General features: G+C 37.1%; 18 protein-coding genes and 2 tRNA genes. 9 read left to right on the top strand and 11 right to left on the bottom strand.

Features of this window, described 5'->3' with window-relative positions; translation table 11 throughout:
- Window positions 1–1,359, top strand: a complete 1,359-nt coding sequence (locus tag PT278_RS05945; protein ID WP_277131026.1) for an ABC transporter ATP-binding protein — start codon at window positions 1–3, stop codon at window positions 1,357–1,359.
- A gap of 9 nt (window positions 1,360–1,368) precedes the next feature.
- Window positions 1,369–2,022 (top strand): energy-coupling factor transporter transmembrane component T, encoded by a 654-nt coding sequence (locus tag PT278_RS05950; protein ID WP_277130966.1) that lies wholly within the window; start codon window positions 1,369–1,371, stop codon window positions 2,020–2,022.
- Window positions 2,023–2,059: 37 nt separating this feature from the next.
- On the opposite strand, the gene PT278_RS05955 is transcribed toward PT278_RS05950, so the two are convergent.
- The 8 genes from PT278_RS05955 to yycF form a co-directional block, all read right to left on the bottom strand.
- Window positions 2,060–2,911 (bottom strand): ROK family protein, encoded by an 852-nt coding sequence (locus PT278_RS05955; protein WP_277130968.1) that lies wholly within the window; start codon window positions 2,909–2,911, stop codon window positions 2,060–2,062.
- A gap of 15 nt (window positions 2,912–2,926) precedes the next feature.
- Complete coding sequence (rlmH, locus tag PT278_RS05960; protein ID WP_277130970.1) at window positions 2,927–3,406, bottom strand: 23S rRNA (pseudouridine(1915)-N(3))-methyltransferase RlmH; 480 nt, start codon at window positions 3,404–3,406, stop codon at window positions 2,927–2,929.
- Window positions 3,407–3,888: 482 nt separating this feature from the next.
- On the bottom strand, window positions 3,889–5,103 hold the full coding sequence (locus tag PT278_RS05965) for a trypsin-like peptidase domain-containing protein (RefSeq protein ID WP_277130972.1): 1,215 nt from the start codon (window positions 5,101–5,103) through the stop codon (window positions 3,889–3,891).
- 67 nt (window positions 5,104–5,170) lie between these two features.
- Window positions 5,171–5,968, bottom strand: a complete 798-nt coding sequence (locus PT278_RS05970) for an MBL fold metallo-hydrolase (protein WP_277130974.1) — start codon at window positions 5,966–5,968, stop codon at window positions 5,171–5,173.
- Window positions 5,969–5,982: 14 nt separating this feature from the next.
- Complete coding sequence (locus PT278_RS05975; RefSeq protein WP_277130976.1) at window positions 5,983–6,807, bottom strand: two-component system regulatory protein YycI; 825 nt, start codon at window positions 6,805–6,807, stop codon at window positions 5,983–5,985.
- Between the two features lies 1 nt (window position 6,808).
- Window positions 6,809–8,134, bottom strand: coding sequence for a hypothetical protein (locus PT278_RS05980; RefSeq protein ID WP_277130977.1), 1,326 nt, complete (start codon window positions 8,132–8,134; stop codon window positions 6,809–6,811).
- On the bottom strand, window positions 8,124–9,980 hold the full coding sequence (walK, locus tag PT278_RS05985) for a cell wall metabolism sensor histidine kinase WalK (protein ID WP_277130979.1): 1,857 nt from the start codon (window positions 9,978–9,980) through the stop codon (window positions 8,124–8,126). The genes PT278_RS05980 and walK overlap by 11 nt, the downstream gene beginning before the upstream one ends.
- Window positions 9,981–10,046: 66 nt before the next feature.
- Window positions 10,047–10,763 (bottom strand): response regulator YycF, encoded by a 717-nt coding sequence (gene yycF, locus PT278_RS05990; protein ID WP_277130980.1) that lies wholly within the window; start codon window positions 10,761–10,763, stop codon window positions 10,047–10,049.
- 138 nt (window positions 10,764–10,901) lie between these two features.
- Here yycF and PT278_RS05995 point away from each other — a divergent pair.
- Window positions 10,902–10,974 (top strand) — tRNA-Lys (locus PT278_RS05995).
- A 50-nt stretch (window positions 10,975–11,024) separates the two neighbouring features.
- Here PT278_RS05995 and PT278_RS06000 read toward each other — a convergent pair.
- Window positions 11,025–11,813, bottom strand: a complete 789-nt coding sequence (locus PT278_RS06000; protein WP_277130982.1) for a DUF4097 family beta strand repeat-containing protein — start codon at window positions 11,811–11,813, stop codon at window positions 11,025–11,027.
- A 129-nt stretch (window positions 11,814–11,942) separates the two neighbouring features.
- Window positions 11,943–12,815 carry a hypothetical protein gene (locus tag PT278_RS06005; protein ID WP_277130984.1) on the bottom strand — a complete coding sequence of 291 codons (873 nt, stop codon included), beginning with the start codon at window positions 12,813–12,815 and terminating at the stop codon, window positions 11,943–11,945.
- 304 nt (window positions 12,816–13,119) lie between these two features.
- On the opposite strand from PT278_RS06005, the gene PT278_RS06010 reads away from it, so the two are divergent.
- The 4 genes from PT278_RS06010 to PT278_RS06025 all read left to right on the top strand — a co-directional run bounded on the left by PT278_RS06010 (window position 13,120) and on the right by PT278_RS06025 (window position 16,793).
- A tRNA-Lys gene (locus tag PT278_RS06010) sits at window positions 13,120–13,192 on the top strand.
- A 555-nt stretch (window positions 13,193–13,747) separates the two neighbouring features.
- Window positions 13,748–14,719, top strand: a complete 972-nt coding sequence (locus tag PT278_RS06015) for an SLAP domain-containing protein (RefSeq protein WP_277130986.1) — start codon at window positions 13,748–13,750, stop codon at window positions 14,717–14,719.
- 3 nt (window positions 14,720–14,722) lie between these two features.
- Complete coding sequence (locus PT278_RS06020; protein WP_277130987.1) at window positions 14,723–16,162, top strand: SLAP domain-containing protein; 1,440 nt, start codon at window positions 14,723–14,725, stop codon at window positions 16,160–16,162.
- Between the two features lie 58 nt (window positions 16,163–16,220).
- Window positions 16,221–16,793, top strand: a complete 573-nt coding sequence (locus PT278_RS06025) for a hypothetical protein (RefSeq protein WP_277130989.1) — start codon at window positions 16,221–16,223, stop codon at window positions 16,791–16,793.
- A gap of 102 nt (window positions 16,794–16,895) precedes the next feature.
- Here PT278_RS06025 and PT278_RS06030 read toward each other — a convergent pair whose 3' ends face one another.
- The gene (locus PT278_RS06030; RefSeq protein ID WP_277130991.1) at window positions 16,896–17,294 is read right to left on the bottom strand and encodes a hypothetical protein; all 399 of its coding nucleotides are present in this window, start codon (window positions 17,292–17,294) and stop codon (window positions 16,896–16,898) included.
- A gap of 306 nt (window positions 17,295–17,600) precedes the next feature.
- Here PT278_RS06030 and PT278_RS06035 point away from each other — a divergent pair, with 306 nt between their 5' ends.
- Window positions 17,601–18,032, top strand: a complete 432-nt coding sequence (locus PT278_RS06035; protein WP_277130993.1) for a hypothetical protein — start codon at window positions 17,601–17,603, stop codon at window positions 18,030–18,032.
- Between the two features lie 214 nt (window positions 18,033–18,246).
- Window positions 18,247–19,389 (top strand): matrixin family metalloprotease, encoded by a 1,143-nt coding sequence (locus tag PT278_RS06040; protein ID WP_277130995.1) that lies wholly within the window; start codon window positions 18,247–18,249, stop codon window positions 19,387–19,389.
- Window positions 19,390–19,461: the final 72 nt, after the last annotated feature.

Here is a 19,461-nt window from a genome sequence, read left to right on the forward strand (position 1 = left end):
ATAATGATTACAAGCAAAAATTTAACTTTTTCATACGAACAAAATATTAAAATTATTGACAATCTTAATCTTGAAATTCCCACGGGAAAATTTTCACTCTTAATTGGGCCTACTGGTTGCGGCAAGTCGACTTTACTTAAAATACTTGCCGGACTCTATCCTAAATACGCGGGTAAACTCAGCGGTAAACTTAACCTTGCTGGGTTAAAAGCAGCCATCATGTTTCAAAATGCTGGCGAACAGTTCACCATGGCAACACCACGTGAAGAAATTATTTTTGCCCTTGAAAACTTACAAGTTAAACGTGAAGATTACCAAAAGTACTTAACCGCCGGCGTCGAATTTGCCCAAATTGAAAATCTATTGGATCAAAAAATCAATACAATGTCTGGCGGCGAACAGCAACGAGTAGCACTTGCCGTTCTCATAGCAATGGATATCGACTTATTCTTGCTAGACGAACCCTTTGCCAGCTGTGATCCACAAGCGCGGAAATTTTTGATTACCAAATTGGCGCACTTGCGCGATCAGGGTAAGACCATTATCTTAAGTGACCACGTTTTAGACGGCTATCAAACCGTCTGCGATTGTCTTTTTGAGTTTAAAGACCACAACGTCAAGCAGCTAAATCCCGCAGCTAAAAAGCAGCTGCTCCAAACAAGCGTACAAAAAAATGATTATTCATTTGCTCTGCCGCAAAATGAGGCCGCTTGTTTTACCCTAACTAAGACACAGCTAACGCAAAATCGCCTTTTGTTAGACCAAAATCAGCTCAATATTATTGCAGGCAAAACCACACTGATTACCGGTGCTAACGGTGTCGGCAAAACTTCACTATTTAACGCTCTGACTAAGATGCTATCCTATAGCGGCAGTTTGACCTATCGCAACCGTGAAATCCGCCAACAGAAGACACGCAAATACTTACTGCATGTTGCCCAGATTTTTCAGAATGCGACCGACCAATTCTTGAGTATTACCGTTCAAGACGAAATTAACTTGAGCAAAAAACAGCGAACCAATGACTTTTTTACTGACCAAAAAATCAAGGAAGTTTTAACTGACCTTGACCTCGACCAGCACCTGGACCAAGTAGTGTATTCTCTTTCTGGCGGCCAACAAAAAAAGCTCCAAATTCTGCTGATGCTGATTGCGGATCAAGACGTATTACTCATTGATGAGCCATTAAGCGGCTTAGACCACCTATCCAGTCAAAAAGTCATGCATTTGCTCAGACAAAGCCAAAAAGAACGCGGTCAGACTTTACTAATTATCAGCCATGAACTTGATGAGTTAGCCGATTGGTGTGACTACCATCTGGTCTTTGCCGACAAGCAGCTGCATTACGTGACTAAGTGAGGTAACTTTATGAATCCTAGTTTTAAATTTATTTTGGCCTTAATTATTTCGCTTGAAATATCGCTAAAAATTAGCCTAACAACCAATTTTGCGATTATTATCTTGGCAATTATTTATTTATCAGTTAAAAAAATTAAGTTAAAAAGTTTACTGCTCCTGCTAATAGTGCCGTTTATTGCCGCATTTACGATTTTTGCGACACTTGAATGGTTTACGCCAACACCCGACTTATTTAACGCCCTTGGCTTGTCCAGCCGGATCTATGTTTATATCTTAACCATTAGCTGCGTCACGATCGACACCAGCGCGGAAGAATTAGCACGATCTTTTGAGCAGAATTTCCACTTACCAAGCAAATTCGCTTACGGTGTTTTAGCTGCGCTCAATATTGTTCCCCGCATGAAGCAAGCTGTTAAGCAAATTCGGACAGCTGGCATGATGCGGGGAGTTTATCTCAGCTTTTGGTCGCCGGTATTATATTTCAAAGCAATTTTAGTAGCACTTAATTCTGCCGAAAATCTGGCACAAGGTATGGAATCTCACGGTTACCAAGAAGACAAACAGCGGTCGACAATTGTTGCCGTCCCGATTAAGGCATCAGACTGGCTCTGGAGCGCCATTATTCTTGTTCTACTTAATCTAGCCTTATTCACATTAAAATAAAAAATGCAGCCGAATCACGACTGCATTTTTTATTAACTTAATTTTGAGCTAAGAAATTCAGAGCTGCACCGTAAAGGTTAGCCGAATTATGATACTGGCAAGTCATTACTTCCGGCATAATTCGGGGCAGCCCAAAATCTGCCAGCTTCTGCTTGAGCCTCTTGGCAACTTCACTGCTGATTTCTGCGCGTGCAGATACACCACCGCCCAAAATAAAGGCATCAAAATCAAAAGATACTTGCAAATCATACATGCTGCTTGCCAAAAGATCATAAAAACGATTAAGCAAATTTTGAGCTAATTTATCGCCCTGCTCGGCTAAAGTAAATAATTCTTTCCCCTCAACCTCTGTTTTGGTCTGTTCAGAGTAATCACGGGCAGCCTTGACTACGGTCGCATCCATACTTAATATCCGGTTAGTGCCACCTCTCATAAAGCCAAATTCACCGCCGACTAAGTGCGCACCTCGGTACAATTCATGATTAATAAAAATCGCGCCGCCAATTCCAGTTCCGATAACGATGAACCCAACATTATTGAACTTACGGCCATTACCCATCTTAGTTTCGCAAATTCCCGCACAATTAGCATCATTTTCAATTGCCACGGGCAAGCCAAATTCTTCTTGCAATTCCGCAAAAATTGGCCGCTGGTGCAAATACGGCACCATACTTCTGCCCTCAATTACGCCAGTCTTAATATTGACATCACCTGGCGCACTAATTGCCAGTCCTGTAAAATGCCGATCATCAATTAGTTCATGCATTTTTTCTTTCAAAGCTGTGAAAGTTTTAGGCGTTTTAAAACTCTCCTGCTCAATAATATGCTCATCTTCATAAATTCCTGTCTTAACGGTGGTCCCGCCAATATCAAAAACCGCTAACTTCATTTTCAAATCTCCAATCTACTTGTGATACGGACTACCGCTATTAATCATAAAACCACGATAAATTTGCTCAATTAGAACGACCCGCATTAATTGATGCGGCATAGTCAACTTACCAAAGCTAAGCAGGTCATCCGCCCGGCGATTAACGGCTGGACTAGTTCCCAAGCTGCCGCCAATTACAAAGGTAATATCGGAATGCCCATAGGTTGCAAGATTCGCTAATTCACCGGCAAATTCTTCACTGGTTCGCTCCTTGCCCTTAATTGCCGTCACATAGACATATTCCTTATCCTTGATTTTACTTAAAATCCGTTGCCCCTCAATTTCCTTAACTTGTTCTTGTTCAGCTTGGCTGAACTTTTCAGGTGCCTTTTCATCAGCCACCTGAACTAGCTGAACCTTGGCAAAGCGACTTAACCGCTTTTGGTATTCAGCAATTGCATCCTTAAAATATTTTTCTTTTAGTTTTCCCACACAAATAATTTTAATATTCATAATTACTAGTTTATCCCCTAACTCCCAATCTTTCCACTCAGTTTTTCCACATCTGTGTAAAAGCGAAATCTACATTTTGTGGTCTGATTCTTTTATTTTCGGCTAAATTGTGGTCACCAAATTTTTTTCTGTCTTTTAATGAATTTTACCCACACACATACTTTTAACAGCCCAAGTTCACAAACTTATCGCGCTAAAACACTGTTATATCAACTTGAACAATTGTTTGTGCAAATATATTTTCACTAATATTTAAACACAATTAACAGATTATCCACAGCCATTTAAAAGCATTCTCACATATTTTATGCACAATCCACAAAGTTTTCCACAGTTATCAACAAGAATTACCGTCTAAAATTTTACTTGACAGTCCTCATTACCGAATAAAAAAATGTTTCCCATAATTAATATTAACAAAAAAGCTATATTGACGACTTAAACCGCTTAGTATAGCCTTTTTCCTGTTTAACTTATTTTTCTTAATCAGCTTGTAACTTAGCCCGCAAATCGAGTGTTTTGCCGTTGCGATCAACGGTCAAACTGACGGTATCTCCGACTTTATGATCGTACAAAATACTGTGTAACGAAGCAACATCTGTTACTTTTTTGCCGTCAACTTTCACGATAACGTCCCCAGTCTTGATACCAGCAATGGCAGCTGAACCATTCTTAGTTACTGAAGCAATGTAAATACCACTGTTCAAGTTAGATTTAATATTCAAATGCTTCTTATAGCTGGCTGGAATACCTTGCAAGGCAATAACCTTAACCCCAAGCTGCGGTCTGGTAATCTTACCCTTCTTCACCAGTTGGTTAACAATTGTCACAACTTCATTCGACGGAATGGCAAAACCCATGCCCTCAACTGAAGTCCCATCGCTTGATTGCGCCAGCTTCATTGAGTTAATCCCGATAACTTGACCAGCGGAGTTAACCAAGGCACCACCTGAGTTACCCGGATTAATCGCTGCGTCTGTCTGAATAACCGTTTGCTGGTTAGCCGATGAAGTTGTAATGCTTCTAGCAGGAGCCGAGATAATCCCCTGAGTGACGGTTGACGCGTATTCACTGCCAAGTGGGGAACCAACGGCAATTACTGACTGTCCGGGCTGTAAAGTCTTAGAATCGCCAAATTCGGCCGTTTGCGTAACATAACCAGAGTCAATTGCTAACACGGCCAGGTCGGTCGTCGCATCCGTTCCCACAATCCGTGCATTAACTGTCTTACCATTTGACAACATAACTTGTACCTTGTCGCTGCCGGAAACTACGTGGTTATTAGTTACAATATAGCCCTTGTTGCCGGACTTCATGTAGATGACACCAGAGCCTTCACTATAAGTCTGCAATTTGCCCTTCTTACTGCCACTGTCATCATCATCGCCAAAAATATCAAACAACGAATTACTACTATTATTTGTCTGCCGCTTCATATTAATTACGGACACAACAGCACCCTTGACATCGTTATATGCTGGGGTCATTGCACCACTATTTTTGGCACTGTTTTTAGAAGTTTTGGCACTATTAGAACTAATTGTTGTTTGCGCTTGATTATTGTTCAAATTAGCATTATTAATCTGGTCAATAGCAAAATAGGAAGCCCCGCCCCCAATAAGTCCCGCTACGACACCAACAACAGCGGTCTTAACAAGAAACTTATTCTTACCATGATTAGAATTTTGATTATCCATATCATTATCTCCTTTACATATATCGCCTAATATACTAATAATTTTTGAAAAATTATCGGCAAAAATATTAAATTTGTACTAAGTTCGTCGGCTGCGTCGGATCAGTCAACTGAATTTGGACATCACTAGGTAGATTAGCATCCCCAGCAACCAAAATTTGCTTGGCTGTGTCATATGCCAGCTTCGCCGTATTATTATGCTGACTGCGGTGAGCTAAAAAAATATGCTTCGTTCGCGGGGTTACCACATCTAGCAGCGCTTGCCCAGCTTCCTCATTAGACAGGTGACCCTCATCTGACAATATCCGCTGCTTTAATCCCCAAGAATACGGGCCATTACGCAACATCATATTATCGTAGTTAAATTCCATTAGGTAAGCATCCGCATCAGCAATCACGCTTTCAACTTTCTGTGACACATACCCAGTATCTGTCAAAAAGGCCATCCGTTTGCCCCCACTGGTAAAGACATAATACTGCGGTTCAGCCGCATCATGACTGGTCGCAAACGCGGTAACGTCTAAGTCACCAAACGTTCGCGTTTGCCCTGGCTCAATCGTATTCATCTGCTCAACCGGCAGCTTACCGATTTTATTTGTTTCGCATAAATATTGCCACGTGCCGCTATTACTAAAGGCGGCAATCTGGGGATAGCGCCGCATCAATACGCCCAAGCCTTTACTATGGTCTGAGTGGTCATGACTTAAAAAGGCCATGTCAATGTCCGCAATATCAACACCAACTTGACTAAGCAGTCCTTTAATTTTGACACCTGACAAGCCAGCATCCATCAAAATTTTATGTTGTCCTGTTTCAATCAGACTGGTATTGCCCGTTGAACCACTAGCTAAAATCGAAACCCGCACCTAACTGTTCCTTTCTAATTCTTTTGTACACTATAAGAATTACCCGCCTGCAAAATTTGGGCGGTAAAAGCGTTAACTCGCTTAACCGTGATGTTTTTGGTTGTCTTATTCTCAACCCAAATCAGCCATGTCGGTAATAAAATTGTGCTGCCGCGAACTTCCGTCAACTTGGAATAACCCAGCTTAATCTGAATAACGCGCGAATTATTAACAATCTCACGGTCGGTATACATCGCCTTAATTGCGTGCCACGCGCTGATAATCAGCTGTGGTTCACGGACCGCGTTAATCGGTCCCATATAAGAAATCGTGTAATTAACGATGGTATTATTTCGAACGTTAATTGTTAACTGCGCATCATTGTCATAAACTTGCCCATAATCCGTATTTTGAACATAGCAGTAGGTATTAGAACCAGACATGCGGGGCTCATACTTAAACTGAGCCCCATAAGGAACATTTTCCGAATCATTCTTAAAACTATCAAGCTGCTTTAAAATCTGATTATGACTGCCGCTTAGAGAAACTAATACCTTGGGCGTTCCAGTTAAAACATTGTCACTTTTAGAAAAATGGGTGTTAACTGCAGTCAAGCCAGCAAGTTTGCCAGATAGATAATTGCGCTTCTTGGCAGCAAGGTAGTAACCTGACTGCTGCTTATGTGAAATATGCGCCGGTAAATCAATGCCATCTGCCCGCATCTCAGAACGAATACTGGTCGACTGGGTATTGTCGGTATTGCTTAGATTAACAGGTGAGCGCCAGATTTCAATCCCTAAATAAAGGTCAATTAATAGGAAAACAATAAAAAATAACCATTCAATTCGTTTGCGGTCCATCTTATTGCGCTCCTTCCTTATTGGTCTTATTTAAAACTGATAGGTCTTGCTTTTGCCATTCATCCAAACTCTGCCAGCGATTATAAGCCTTAACATAATAAGTTGGAATTAAGTTAGCTAGATGGTCGTGGCTGTTATCCTTAACCATCCTAAAGCCAACGATTATCCGTTGAATTTGGTCTTTTTTTAGACCCTTGTTGACTAATTCCTGCAACACCGTATCAGTCGCGGGCAAATTGCGCGTCTGTCCGTCAAATGGGATTGGAATTTGCAAATCAATATTATTAAAGGCTACCTGCATTGATTCTGGAGTAAAAGTCGTCTTAATCTGCGGCGTATGCTGTGCAGTAAAGACGGGCAGGCCTTCAATATAATTGGTATAACTAATTGCCATGCCATTCGTATCAAAGAAGCGCAAATCCTGCTCACTTAACCCCACCTTATGGACATAGTCGACACTATCTAGCAGCTGCTCATGCATCGCTAGATTTTTACTTTTCTCATATTTGGTGTACAAAAAGTCATGCTTCTTAGTGCCGCTCTTGGGAATGCGCAGTTTGGTGTAATAATTAAGTGAATAAGTCACCCAGCCCTTTTTACTTGAACGAGCCGTCACGTTAGTTGTCCCGAGCAGGCGCGAAACAAAGTACGAATCTGTCTGGCTGTTAGTCAAATAACTGTATACCCGCCAACTCTCAGCCTTCGTATAAAAGACCTCATAATTGTTCTTCAGCCGCACAAACTTAACCGGTGTCTTACTGCGCGCGTGACTGGCATAATTACGCAGCTTGGCAAAATTAGCCCGTGCCAGATCAATCTGATAGACGGTCATTGTCTGGTCATTGCCTAGATAGAGGCGATCATTATTAGCAGAAATAAACACACGCCGAAACTTTTGCCCACTTGCAGATGAGCCCTGCTTAGTAAACAGCTTAATACTAACCTCATCAGGAAAAGTCAGTTGGATATAATCAGGATTGTTAAGCAGGTGTTCATATTCCGAACGGCTAGTGCTCGCAATACTGAGATTTTTAAACTTGATCCCCTTCAATTCCTTAGTGAACTCAAGCGGCAAGTTCTTCTTCGCATCATAAAGCCGGTACAACTGCCCGTTTTTAAAGCCGTAAGAGCTAGTCGGAATATACAGATCATATACCGAATTATTGAGCCGGTTGCGCGCCTGCTGGGTTACGCTGCTGGTCTGATTAATATGGCTAAAATATTGATCGTTTGTCATAACAAAAATCCACAATACAATCGACAAGCCAAAAACGAGCAATGTGCCCAACATTAAGAAGAAATCGCCAAACTTAAACTTAAATTTCATCCCAATCATCCTCCTCACTCATCGGCTCGTACGGTAAGGCAATGTGGAAGGTAGAACCCTTACCTTCGCTGCTGCTGGCCCAAATTTGACCATGATGGGCCACCACAATTTCTTTGGCAATTGCTAAGCCCAGACCGGTGCCGCCTTGAGCACGCGAGCGTGCCTTGTCAACTCGATAAAAGCGGTCGAAGATTTTATTGAGGTCCTCGCGCGGAATCCCCAGTCCTTGGTCAGTAATACTCAAGAGCAAGCGGTTCTGTTCCCGCTTCAACTTAACCGTGATTGTACCACCATCTGGCGAATATTTAATCGCATTATTCATAATATTGTCGATTACCTGCGCCATCTTATCGGTATCAATCTCGACCCACAATGCTTGGGTGCCCAGTTCACGCTTAATCGTGTACTTCTTCTTGCCTTCTTTGGTATCAGTTTTAACAATCATGTCAAACCTGTCCAAAATATGGGCCACAAAATCATTAAAGTTAACCCACTCAAAGTCAACCTTCGACACGCCGCGATCCATCCGCGACAAGCTAAGCAGCTCATTAATCATGCGGATCATACGTTCCGTTTCTTCCTGTGTTACCTGCAAAAATTGCGGTGCTACGTCGGGATCCTTCCAGGCACCCTCATTTAAAGTTTCAATATAAGCATGCAGACTCGTCAATGGCGTGCGCAATTCATGCGATACGTTAGATACGAACTGCTTTTGTGAGTTTTCATTCTTCTGCTGCTCGGTAATATCATGTAAAACACAAACACTACCGGACACAAAGCCCGTTACCCGCTTAATCAAAGAGAAGCTAGCATGTAAAATTACTTCATCACGTGTTCCCTGATTAAGCGTGATGACAATTCCCTTTTGATTAGAAATCAAATCCTGCGAGGTCTCTTCTAGACCTAACACTGTCGCGATTGGCTTGTTAATAATTGCTTCTTTGGTTGTATTCAAAAAGTTGAGCGCCATCTGGTTAACAACGCTGACGTTGCCGTGACGATCAGTCGCCAGAACCCCATCACTCATGTGCGACAAGACACTGTCCAGCCGCCGCTGCTCACTCTCGGACTCCTCCTGAGAACGCTCAATGCGCACCGACAAGGTATTAAAGGCTTGACCTAATTGTCCTAATTCATCATTAGAATATATTTTTACCTGACTGGAATAATCGCCATCGGCAATATTTAAGGCCTGCCCCTGCATTTCTTCAATCGGCTTGGTAATCGCGTGTGACACGACTAAGGATAGTACTGCCCCCATTAAGGCCGCGATTAATGACGTTACCAAAAACATAAAGGAAATATTACGCAAATTGTTAAAGACACCCTGCATTGAGGCCCGCACATAAATGGCGCCGACAGTATTGGCCGACCCATTACCCGCATTCAGCGGCGTAACCTGCACCATATAATTGTCATTATCATTAATTACTTTGGTTTCCTGGCGGCCCGTTGACGTGACCTGCTTAACCAACAGGTTATTAACCCGCTGACCAATTCGACTTTTATCGTTCAAATTCGATACTGCGCGAATAATATCCTTATTATCAACCACGATAATCTCACTAATCGTGTTAGTACCGTTGCTATAATCATTAACAATCCGGTTCAAACTGGTACTTGAGCGCTTATTATCGCGCAACAATTGCAGCGACAATTGGTTGGTGACAATCGGTGGGACTTGAATTGACGACTGGAAACTTTCAATGCTGCTTTGTTCCAATTGTCTGGTAAAGTACGCCCCAATCACTTCAATCATAGCAATAATCATCGCCATAAAGACAATTGCGAGCGTGGTATTAATCGAAATAAATAGATGTTTAAATTTGCTTTTGAGTTTCTTCATTATTTTTATTAATTAGATAGTAAAAAAGCCGCGCACTAAAAAATAGTCCGACAGGCTTGTTTTGGTTTATTCTTCATTTTGTTGTTTGACGTAATAGCCGACACCGCGGCGCGTCAATAGGATTTGCGCTTGTACTGGGTTATCCTCGATCTTCTCGCGCAACCGGTGAACCGTTACGTCAACGGTCCGGACGTCGCCGAAATAATCATAACCCCAGACGGTCTGTAATAGATGCTCTCTTGTCATTACTTGACCCATGTGTTGAGCTAAATAATAAAGCAGCTCAAATTCACGGTGGGTTAATTCGATTTTTTTACCATCTTTTTCAACAATGTAAGCATCTGGCATAATTACTAAGTTGCCAATCGTGATATTTTTAGTTGCCGTGTCTTGATTAGCACTCTCAACCTTTTTAACAATATCACGGCGCCGCAAATTAGCCTTAACCCGAGCGACCAGCTCCCGATTAGAAAAAGGCTTAGTGACGTAATCATCGGCACCCATTTCCAGGCCCAAAACCTTGTCAATTTCGGTATCCTTGGCTGTAACCATGATAATTGGCATGTCGTGCGTCTGTCTAACCTCACGCGCAACTTCCAAGCCATCCTTCTTCGGCAGCATCAGATCCAAAATCATTAAATCTGGATTGTATTCATCAACTTTCTTGACGGCTTCTTCGCCATCATAAGCAGTGTCGACATCGAATCCTTCCTTAGTTAAGTTAAACTTAATTATATCGGAAATCGGTTTTTCGTCATCGACAACCAGAATCTTCTTTGGCATCGAAAGTCCTCCTTTGCTTTTATTATACTGGTTTTTACCCTATTAGCCAAAAAAGTCACCGAAATTTAATAAAAAAACTTGCAATTCACAAAAAATAATAGCATAATAGTTTCTGTTGGTTATGTGTAATCACAACTTGGGTGGCTAGCTCAGCTGGCAGAGCAACGGACTCTTAATCCGTGGGTCCAGGGTTCGAACCCCTGGCCACCCATTAAATGTAGAAACAGCGATCATTAATTTGACCGCTGTTTTTTATTACCTTTAATTAATCAGAATATCACCGTCATCAGTTTCAACCTTGATTAGGACATTATTACTCGAATTCTTCTTACTAAATTTACTGCCACAATTATTCCCAAAAAATTTAACTTCACCTTCATCTGTTATCAATTGATAATTATCTTTTTTAGAAGCATGATGTAAGTTGAAATCACCATCATCAGTTTTAAACTTGCAATCTTGCTTAATTACAACATTTGATAATTTACTATCGCCAGAATCGGTTTTAATATTTAATTTTTCTAGTTGCGTATCCGCTAATTTGAAATCACCAGAATCAGATTTGAACTTTAACGTCTGTAACTGGACATCCTTCAAGCTGAAATCTCCATCTAAACAATTAGCGATAACTGCTGATAGCACCTGATTAGTTGGAATAGTAATTAAAACTTTTAATTTCAATCCTTGATTAGCCCAGCCAGCATCACCAAAAGGACGTCCGGGACCGTGGTCACGTATTATTAATGTACCTTGCTTAACTTGTGACGATACATTGGCACCTTTAGTATCCATTATTTTAACTTGATACTTATTGCCGCTACGAACAGCAATATCTGTTGCCGAAACTTTGATACTTATTTTATTAAATTCAGCTGGCGAAATAACGCGCGTACGCTGCTTATGCTTGATATGCTTTGTGCTTACTTGCTCTGTATTAGTCGTTCTAGTGTGTCCATGCGCACTCGAATTATGAATGCTAACACCAGCAATAACAATTACAGCCAGTATAATAAGTACAATGATGTATTTCTTCGACTTACCTAGTTTCATATTTTGAACAGCCCTCCCGTTTTTAAATCATCTTTTTATTGTAATTTATTACCAACTTATAAAAACAAAATAGTTATATAATTCAAATTTATGTCATTACATGACATAAATTTTTAATTGTCCCCATAATTAATTATTTGTATTAGACTTTCTAACATACTTCAAATAAAATTTTTCAAGTTCATCACTATACTCGACTAATCCAGAATAAGCAATTGCCTTTATTAGACATTCACACTCATCTAAATATTCAGATTTTGAGTCATAACGGTACTTAATTATACAAATGTCAAAATCAAGTATTAGGTGTTGACACAAGTTTTGATAATGTATCGGTAATTTTTCAGCCATGCGGACAAACGGAAGCGCATCATCATATTTATTTTCTTCAATACAAATAGTCAACAAATTAAAAAATATACTTAATATAATTCCTTGAATTTCAACATCTGTATTAGTTCCAAATTTATCAAATATTCGATTTACCATAAAAATATTATCGTCCAAATCATAAAACCCCATAGTATTACAATACAGCCTAATATTATGTTTATCTAAATTCTCAACTTCAAATATCTCCTTCTTAATCTGAGCTTTTTCTGTGCTATTCAAACTATCAAAGTCATTATTAACTGCTGCTAGGTATACTTTTACTACCATAGATAAGTTTTGCTTAGTATCATCCGGTAATTTGGATTTTTCGATCATATATTTGACCTGATTTATTTCTGCTTCTGAATTATGATAGTATGCGTTAACTAAACGATAACGTAGTTGCTGCTCCAAACTATAATTATTTTCGCCAGTTTCATTATTACTAAAAAATTCACTTGCTACAATTCCATTTCGATCTAGAAGTTCAAGTAAACGTTCAGTAGTAATTTGTGACATCCCCCTTTCAACCTTACTATATTGTGATGGTGTCATTACATTGCCAACCCATTCTTTCATACTTTTATTTTGACGAATACGATATTTTTTAAGTAGTGTACCAATATTCATTTCTATACCTTTCTCATGTTGGATATTAACCTGACAAACATTCATATCGAATTATTATATTCTATGTTAGATGATATAATTCTTTGCCTAAACAAGTTTTTTAAAAAGTTTTATCATCTTCCAATTAAATAGTCATATTAATAACTAGTAATAAGCTTCTAATCTGTCAGTTGGATTTAAACAAAAAAACAGTGGTCAAATTAATAACCACTGTTTTTTGCATTTTTTAAATTTTTTTAGTTAAAACTCTTGTCAAAATCAAAAATAATTGCTAATATATTTAATTGTCAACAGAAATATATTTGGGTGGCTAGCTCAGCTGGCAGAGCAACGGACTCTTAATCCGTGGGTCCAGGGTTCGAACCCCTGGCCACCCATCTGATAGAAATGGCACTGCAAGTAGGCGGTGCTTTTTTTATACCAAAAACAAGTTCCTCAGATACTAATTTGAGGAACTTGTTTTGTGTTTAATAGCAATTCCAATTTACCATTAGTAAGCATCTGAAATGTAATCACACTGCCAGATATGCCACTATCAATATTGCCTTGTTTTGGAACTACCTCGGAATATTCTCCTTACCAACCTGCATAGTATCAGGATTACCTACTTTTTTCATTTCTTCTTAAAAATCAGCATCATCATAATCACCATTAAACCACGAATTAGAGTTAACAGCTTTATAAATCAATATATCATTATCTAAATTTTTTCTATCATAATGACACCCCTTTATTTTTGTGCATCTACAAATAATCATCAAATTACCACTTAATACCAAAAATTCATGTAAAAGAAGTCATGAAACCTAGATGGACTTCTTTTTATTGTACATATTAAAAATCACACATTACTTAAAGAGCTTTACACTGCCCTGCTAAAGAATTATGATGAAAATGAATTTATTATTAGTAATTTTGTATAAGGAAAAAACATGAAAGAAAAAAAGGTCAACCAGATCCTCAAACTTGTCTTTGGTGTAAGCCTGATGATTTGCGGTTTAAGCTATCCTCAGCAAGTTGTTCACGCCGACAGCCAAGTAAGTCAAGACTCGCCAATAATTGATTATAGTGCATTTAATCCTGAGGCCTTGCCTAAAGGACAAGAAGAAACCATTCCTACAGGTACTGTTATCACCCAAGATTCCGAAACTGCTAAGTTAAGCCTAGCTAATTGGCAAGACATGCCCGATGGTACAAGCTTTGTTTGGCATAGTAAACCTACCACTATTATTAATGGCCTTGTGAACGGTACTGTCAACGTTATCCTGCCCGACGGCACGACTAAAGCCGTTAGCGTCAAAGTGTTAATCGCCGGACAAAAGCAGATTAAACTCAAGCACGATACGTACGTATTTAACGCTAATGGTCAACGTCTTAACAGCTTAATTTTAAAGGCAAATTCAACTGTTAACATCAATGGCACCAAAAAAGTTAACGGACATAATTTTTATCTTTTAGATGAGCAACATTACTTGCCCGTTAAAAATTTCAAAGTTAGCAAGAAAAGCCAAATTACATCCCCTAAGAATACTAAGCGTGTCATGCACAGTACTTACTTATATAACGACAAAGGTCACCGCGCAAACGGGATAATTTTAAAAGCTGGTTCACGAGTTAAAGTTCATAAAATTAACGAAGATACTATCGAAAATAAAAACGCACATTACGCTAGCGGACGGTCCTTTTACTTAATTGATGACGGATACTATATACCAGCAAGTAATGTTAGCGGCCGCGGAATTACTTGGAATGATAAAGCAATAACTCTTTATAACTCTAAGGGTACCCCGCGCGGCAAAATTCCAGCACATACACCATACAATATCTATGGCGATCCAATTAAAGTCAAGAATACATCTTACTACATTGTTGGTAAGGGCAAATTAATTAAAGTAAAGTGGTAAAAAATGAAACTAAGTAAAAAAATAACTATTATTCTAGCCGCTGTACTACTCAGCAGCCCTATCTCATCGCTGCTTGAACCACAAATGGTACAGGCCGTTAGCAAAACCAAGAAAAATACCATTACAGTTATCGATGATCCGTTTATTTACAAGGCAAACGGCAAGCGTTATCGTTACTATAACAATATACCAGGAATACGTATTATTAATACTGACAATCAGGGCTACGCTTACTTAGATTGTGACTATGACACTACTGATATTGCATACACGGGGCAAACCGCTTTTATTCACGGAACAAAATACTACCAAATTGCCCACAATGCTTACATTAAGGCAAAGTATGTTATGGCAGTTAATGGTAAGCAGCTGCAAAAAGGCAAGTTGCTGCTCAACCACGCCTCTAATATTTACAACAAAAACGGGAAAAAGGTAGGAAAAACTTTAGCTAAAAATACATTGGTTAAGTACACCGGTAAAATAAAAACCACTACTACAATTCCCAAGTACTTTTACTATCAAAATTCTAAAAAACAAAGTTACCTGCCAACTCATAAAATTAAGGGCCAAGATTATTATGCACTGGGAAACAACCGCTATCTAAATGCTAAGAATGTTGGTAAAATCAATGGTCAAATTGCTCGTTATAACGGCATTACAACCGCAATAGTTACTAAGAATACCCATACGCAATACATCTCTAATCGCAACGCTAGTCGTAAGCTTAAAAAGGGTCAAAAAGTAACAATCGATCGGTGCGTTAACCCTTGGTCAGAAGACTTTGACGGTTACATCTACCATTTACATGATTATCCTAATGAATATCTTGATGAAAGCTTGCTCAAGATTAGGAATGATTTGCCAATTGCTGATTATGACGACATGGCCTATCGCACTTTTACTTCTATTTCTGATAAGCCAATCCAGCTTTATTCATCTACGGGTAAGGAATTATCTACATTAACCCCGCTAAAAGATGAAACAATCAGTGCCGATGGCTTATTTTATATTTGGGATAATAAAACCCAAAAAGCTGAGTTGTACTATCACTTATTCCGAAAAAATCATGACATAATTTCCGCGTCTGATCCTGACCGTCTAACTTTTAACAACAGTTTTGTTAAAGCCGATGCAATCAAATTTGATAACAACTACATTACTCTTCAGCCGTTAAACACACCGGAAAGTGCCAAATCCGATCAAGTAGAAGCAAGTTCCAGCGACAAAAAGGAATTAGAGCAGGTATTTATAGATGGTCAAAATACTTTGAGCGCCATAGCAATTGATGCAGGACTTAAAAATAATTACGAAAATGCTTTAGCGATTGCCGCAGTTACTCTAAGATCATCTTCTGTTAGCCGAAGTGAAGTTAAAGAGGTTACTTGGCTTGTTAAAACAACAAAAGAACAACTTAATTCACTTTACTTCGAAGATTGGAGTTAAAGATTACTAAGTAAATATGGTAAGAAGCACCGTAAATAACAAGGAATTTTTATAAACTATGAACGATAATGAAATTTGTAATAAATATCTTAATAAAAATAATTTAGTAAGGGTCTACCAAAATATAGAAGACAATGACTTTTTATTAGGATATTTAATTGATAATTTAAACCAATACTATATTTTCAAATCAATCGATGAATATGGCTGTTTAGATAGCTATGTTTTATACAAAAAAGATAATATTGCAAAAATCATACAGGATAATAACTATACGTCAACTTTTGATTTTTTTATTAACTATCAGAATAGTCAGAATAATTTTGATTACTTACATCTTGAAAAAATTTATAAAAATATTCCCAAAAGTAATATAAATAGCATATTAAATTATTGTTGTGAACAAAAATCGATTATTACACTTACCACTACTACTGACGATTATGTTCATACTGGGAAGCTTATCAATATCAACAAAAAAGAATTACTATTAACTGAGCAAGAATATTATAAAGATTTTGGAATAACCGATGAGCTAGACAAATCACCCATATTAATAGATGATATTTTAACATTAGACATTTTAAACAAAGAAAATTTTTTGTATGAACAATATTTAAAGCAAAAATAGAAATACGTCAAAAGAAAAAAGCGATTCCTAATGGATCGCTTTTTTACTCCTCTTAATAAATATCTTCAAAAATTGATACTAATTTCGTAACGTTGCCAAAGTTTACTTTCGCTTTTTAAAAAACTTGAAGAGACTAACTAGGATATCTACAAAATCCACAAAAACTGACAAACCAATAAGGATGCCTGATATTGTAAATATACCCAGAAATATAATTGACTTTTTATAAAACGAATATAATGCTATAGAAATTAAAGCTACAGCAAACAGTGCTATAAGTATAACAGCACTATAATTACGTTTATTTTTCATACTATCATCCGAATCTTTTTCTACTGAAAATGAGACATAAAAAATAAATACTATTACAGCAAGAGATATTAAATCTCTAATCATTGCCCAGATATCGTGTCTTTCCACTAATAGTATTGCAACAACCAACGCTATTGCGATAAACAAAAGACAAAACATTTTTAACCTATACTTACTTTTCTTTTCCATTTACTATTCCTTTTTATATAACATGTATTATATTATATATTCAAGACCATTCTCAACTCAATACCAATTTAATGCAGTATTAAATACAAACTATAACTTTAAAGTAAATTATGTCAGCAAGTTGGAGTTGCTCAACTAACTGCTTTTTTATTTTTCAATAAAAGCACATCCCTATAGACATAATTTAGTAAGCATAGTAACTAATCTTCCAGTCCCTTGCTACAAGCGCTTGTCACTAAATATGTGGAATGGATTTCCTATTTTTTAGCCTTGATGTAAAATTATATTTCATAAAGAGGAGAATCTATGAAAAAAACAAGAAAACATGCCATAAACTTATTAGATTTAATAATAACTATTGCTTTATTATTTCTTGCTATATATCAATGGAAAACAAATACTTTTAGTTCAATAGTAGATATAATTATAGCAATTATTTTCTTTTTTATGGCATCATCTTTAAACAATACTCATAATCATGCACCGTCTACAAGACAGGTAAAAAAAGAAACTAACGAAGATATTGAAGGCAATGAAAGCATAGCCATAGCAAAACAAAAGACTTTAAAATTTATAGAAATATTATCTCTTGTAGTTGGTATAGGTCTGGTAATTTTGTACTATACAGTATTAAAGTATCCTACAATTATAATTATTGCTTATGTCAATTTAGCATATTGGTCTATCTGCCAAATTCTACCAGTTATTTTGTTACTAATACATTATGCAAAAAAATAATAAATATTTCCTTATAATATTTATTTGTATATAAATAATAATTTTAAAGTCCTACATTAGTGGACTTTTTTCTTTGTTCTTATTACTGAATAATCTAAACTCTTTTATTAAGTCATTAACATAATACATATTTTTTATCAAAAATAAAATAATTAATTTGCAATATATTTAAATAAACGTATAATAATATATTGTTTTATATTAGGAGGTTAACATGAAAAACAAAAGAATGAAATTTTACACTATTTTATCATTAACTTTACTTGTATTTTTAGGCGCTGTCCCAAGTAATGTATCAGCTAAAACGAAAGCAATAACACCTTATGGTTGGAGATTTCCCGAACAACATTCAACCTATGTAATAAACAAGCAATCTAAGTACTACAAGTCTATATGGAAAAAAGCAACAAACGCTTGGACAAAAGCTGGTTTTAAATGGACAAAAGCTAGCTCATCAAAAACACACTTATTGGCACTCACTCAAAAACAAGATAAAACCTTAATAGGTCTGGCTGGTGTAGACCATATGCAATATAATACAAGTAATCACTTAATTGTCAGCAACAAAGTCGAACTCAACAAAACTTCACTAAAAAAATATAACTACACAACTCAACAAAAAATTAATGTGGCCGAACATGAATTAGGTCATGCATTAGGTTTAAAACATAATTTAAAAAATAGTAAATCTGTAATGAATCCAGCTAATAGGATTTATTCTATTGAAAAGCCTGATATCCGAGGAATGAAAAAAGCATATTCTAAATCTATAGCAAATCTAGGAGATTCAATTAGTAATAATAATATTGTATCTATTGATTTACCTATTAAATTAAATCCAAGAATCACTCATTTTCATATGAATTATTCTGGAAAAACTCATAAATTAGCTATTAGTGGGCATACTTATGATATTTCCAATTTAAATATCAAATACAATAAGCAGACTGTTAAAAATTATAAAGTGAAGAAAAATGGTGCTAAATTCAAAATAATTTTACCATTCAAAGGATATAAAGACTTTACAATTTACAGTGGTAAGCATTTAATTAAAACAATCTCAGCATCAAAATATGCTACTAATAAACCAACCATACTCAATACTAAAAGAAATAAAAATTCTGTTGAATTAAATATTCTAACCAAACCTGGAAATATCATTAAAATTTGGGAACACAATAAGCCCATATTCTCGACAATAAGTGATATTCCTGAAGATAATATCACTTTAGATACTAATGAAAACAATAATTATGACGATTTGAGATTAACTCAACACGAACGTGGTAAAAAAACTAGTAAAATGATAAAACTACCAAAATTAGATGTTGGCAATAAATATCAAAGTATCGGTTAAAACAATTACGAAATAAGCAAAATAAAAAGACTGGCCCCGATAAAATATCAAAAGCTAGTCCTAAGTTGAAAT

This window comes from Lactobacillus sp. ESL0703 (genome assembly GCF_029433435.1).
Taxonomy (GTDB): Bacteria; Bacillota; Bacilli; order Lactobacillales; family Lactobacillaceae; genus Lactobacillus.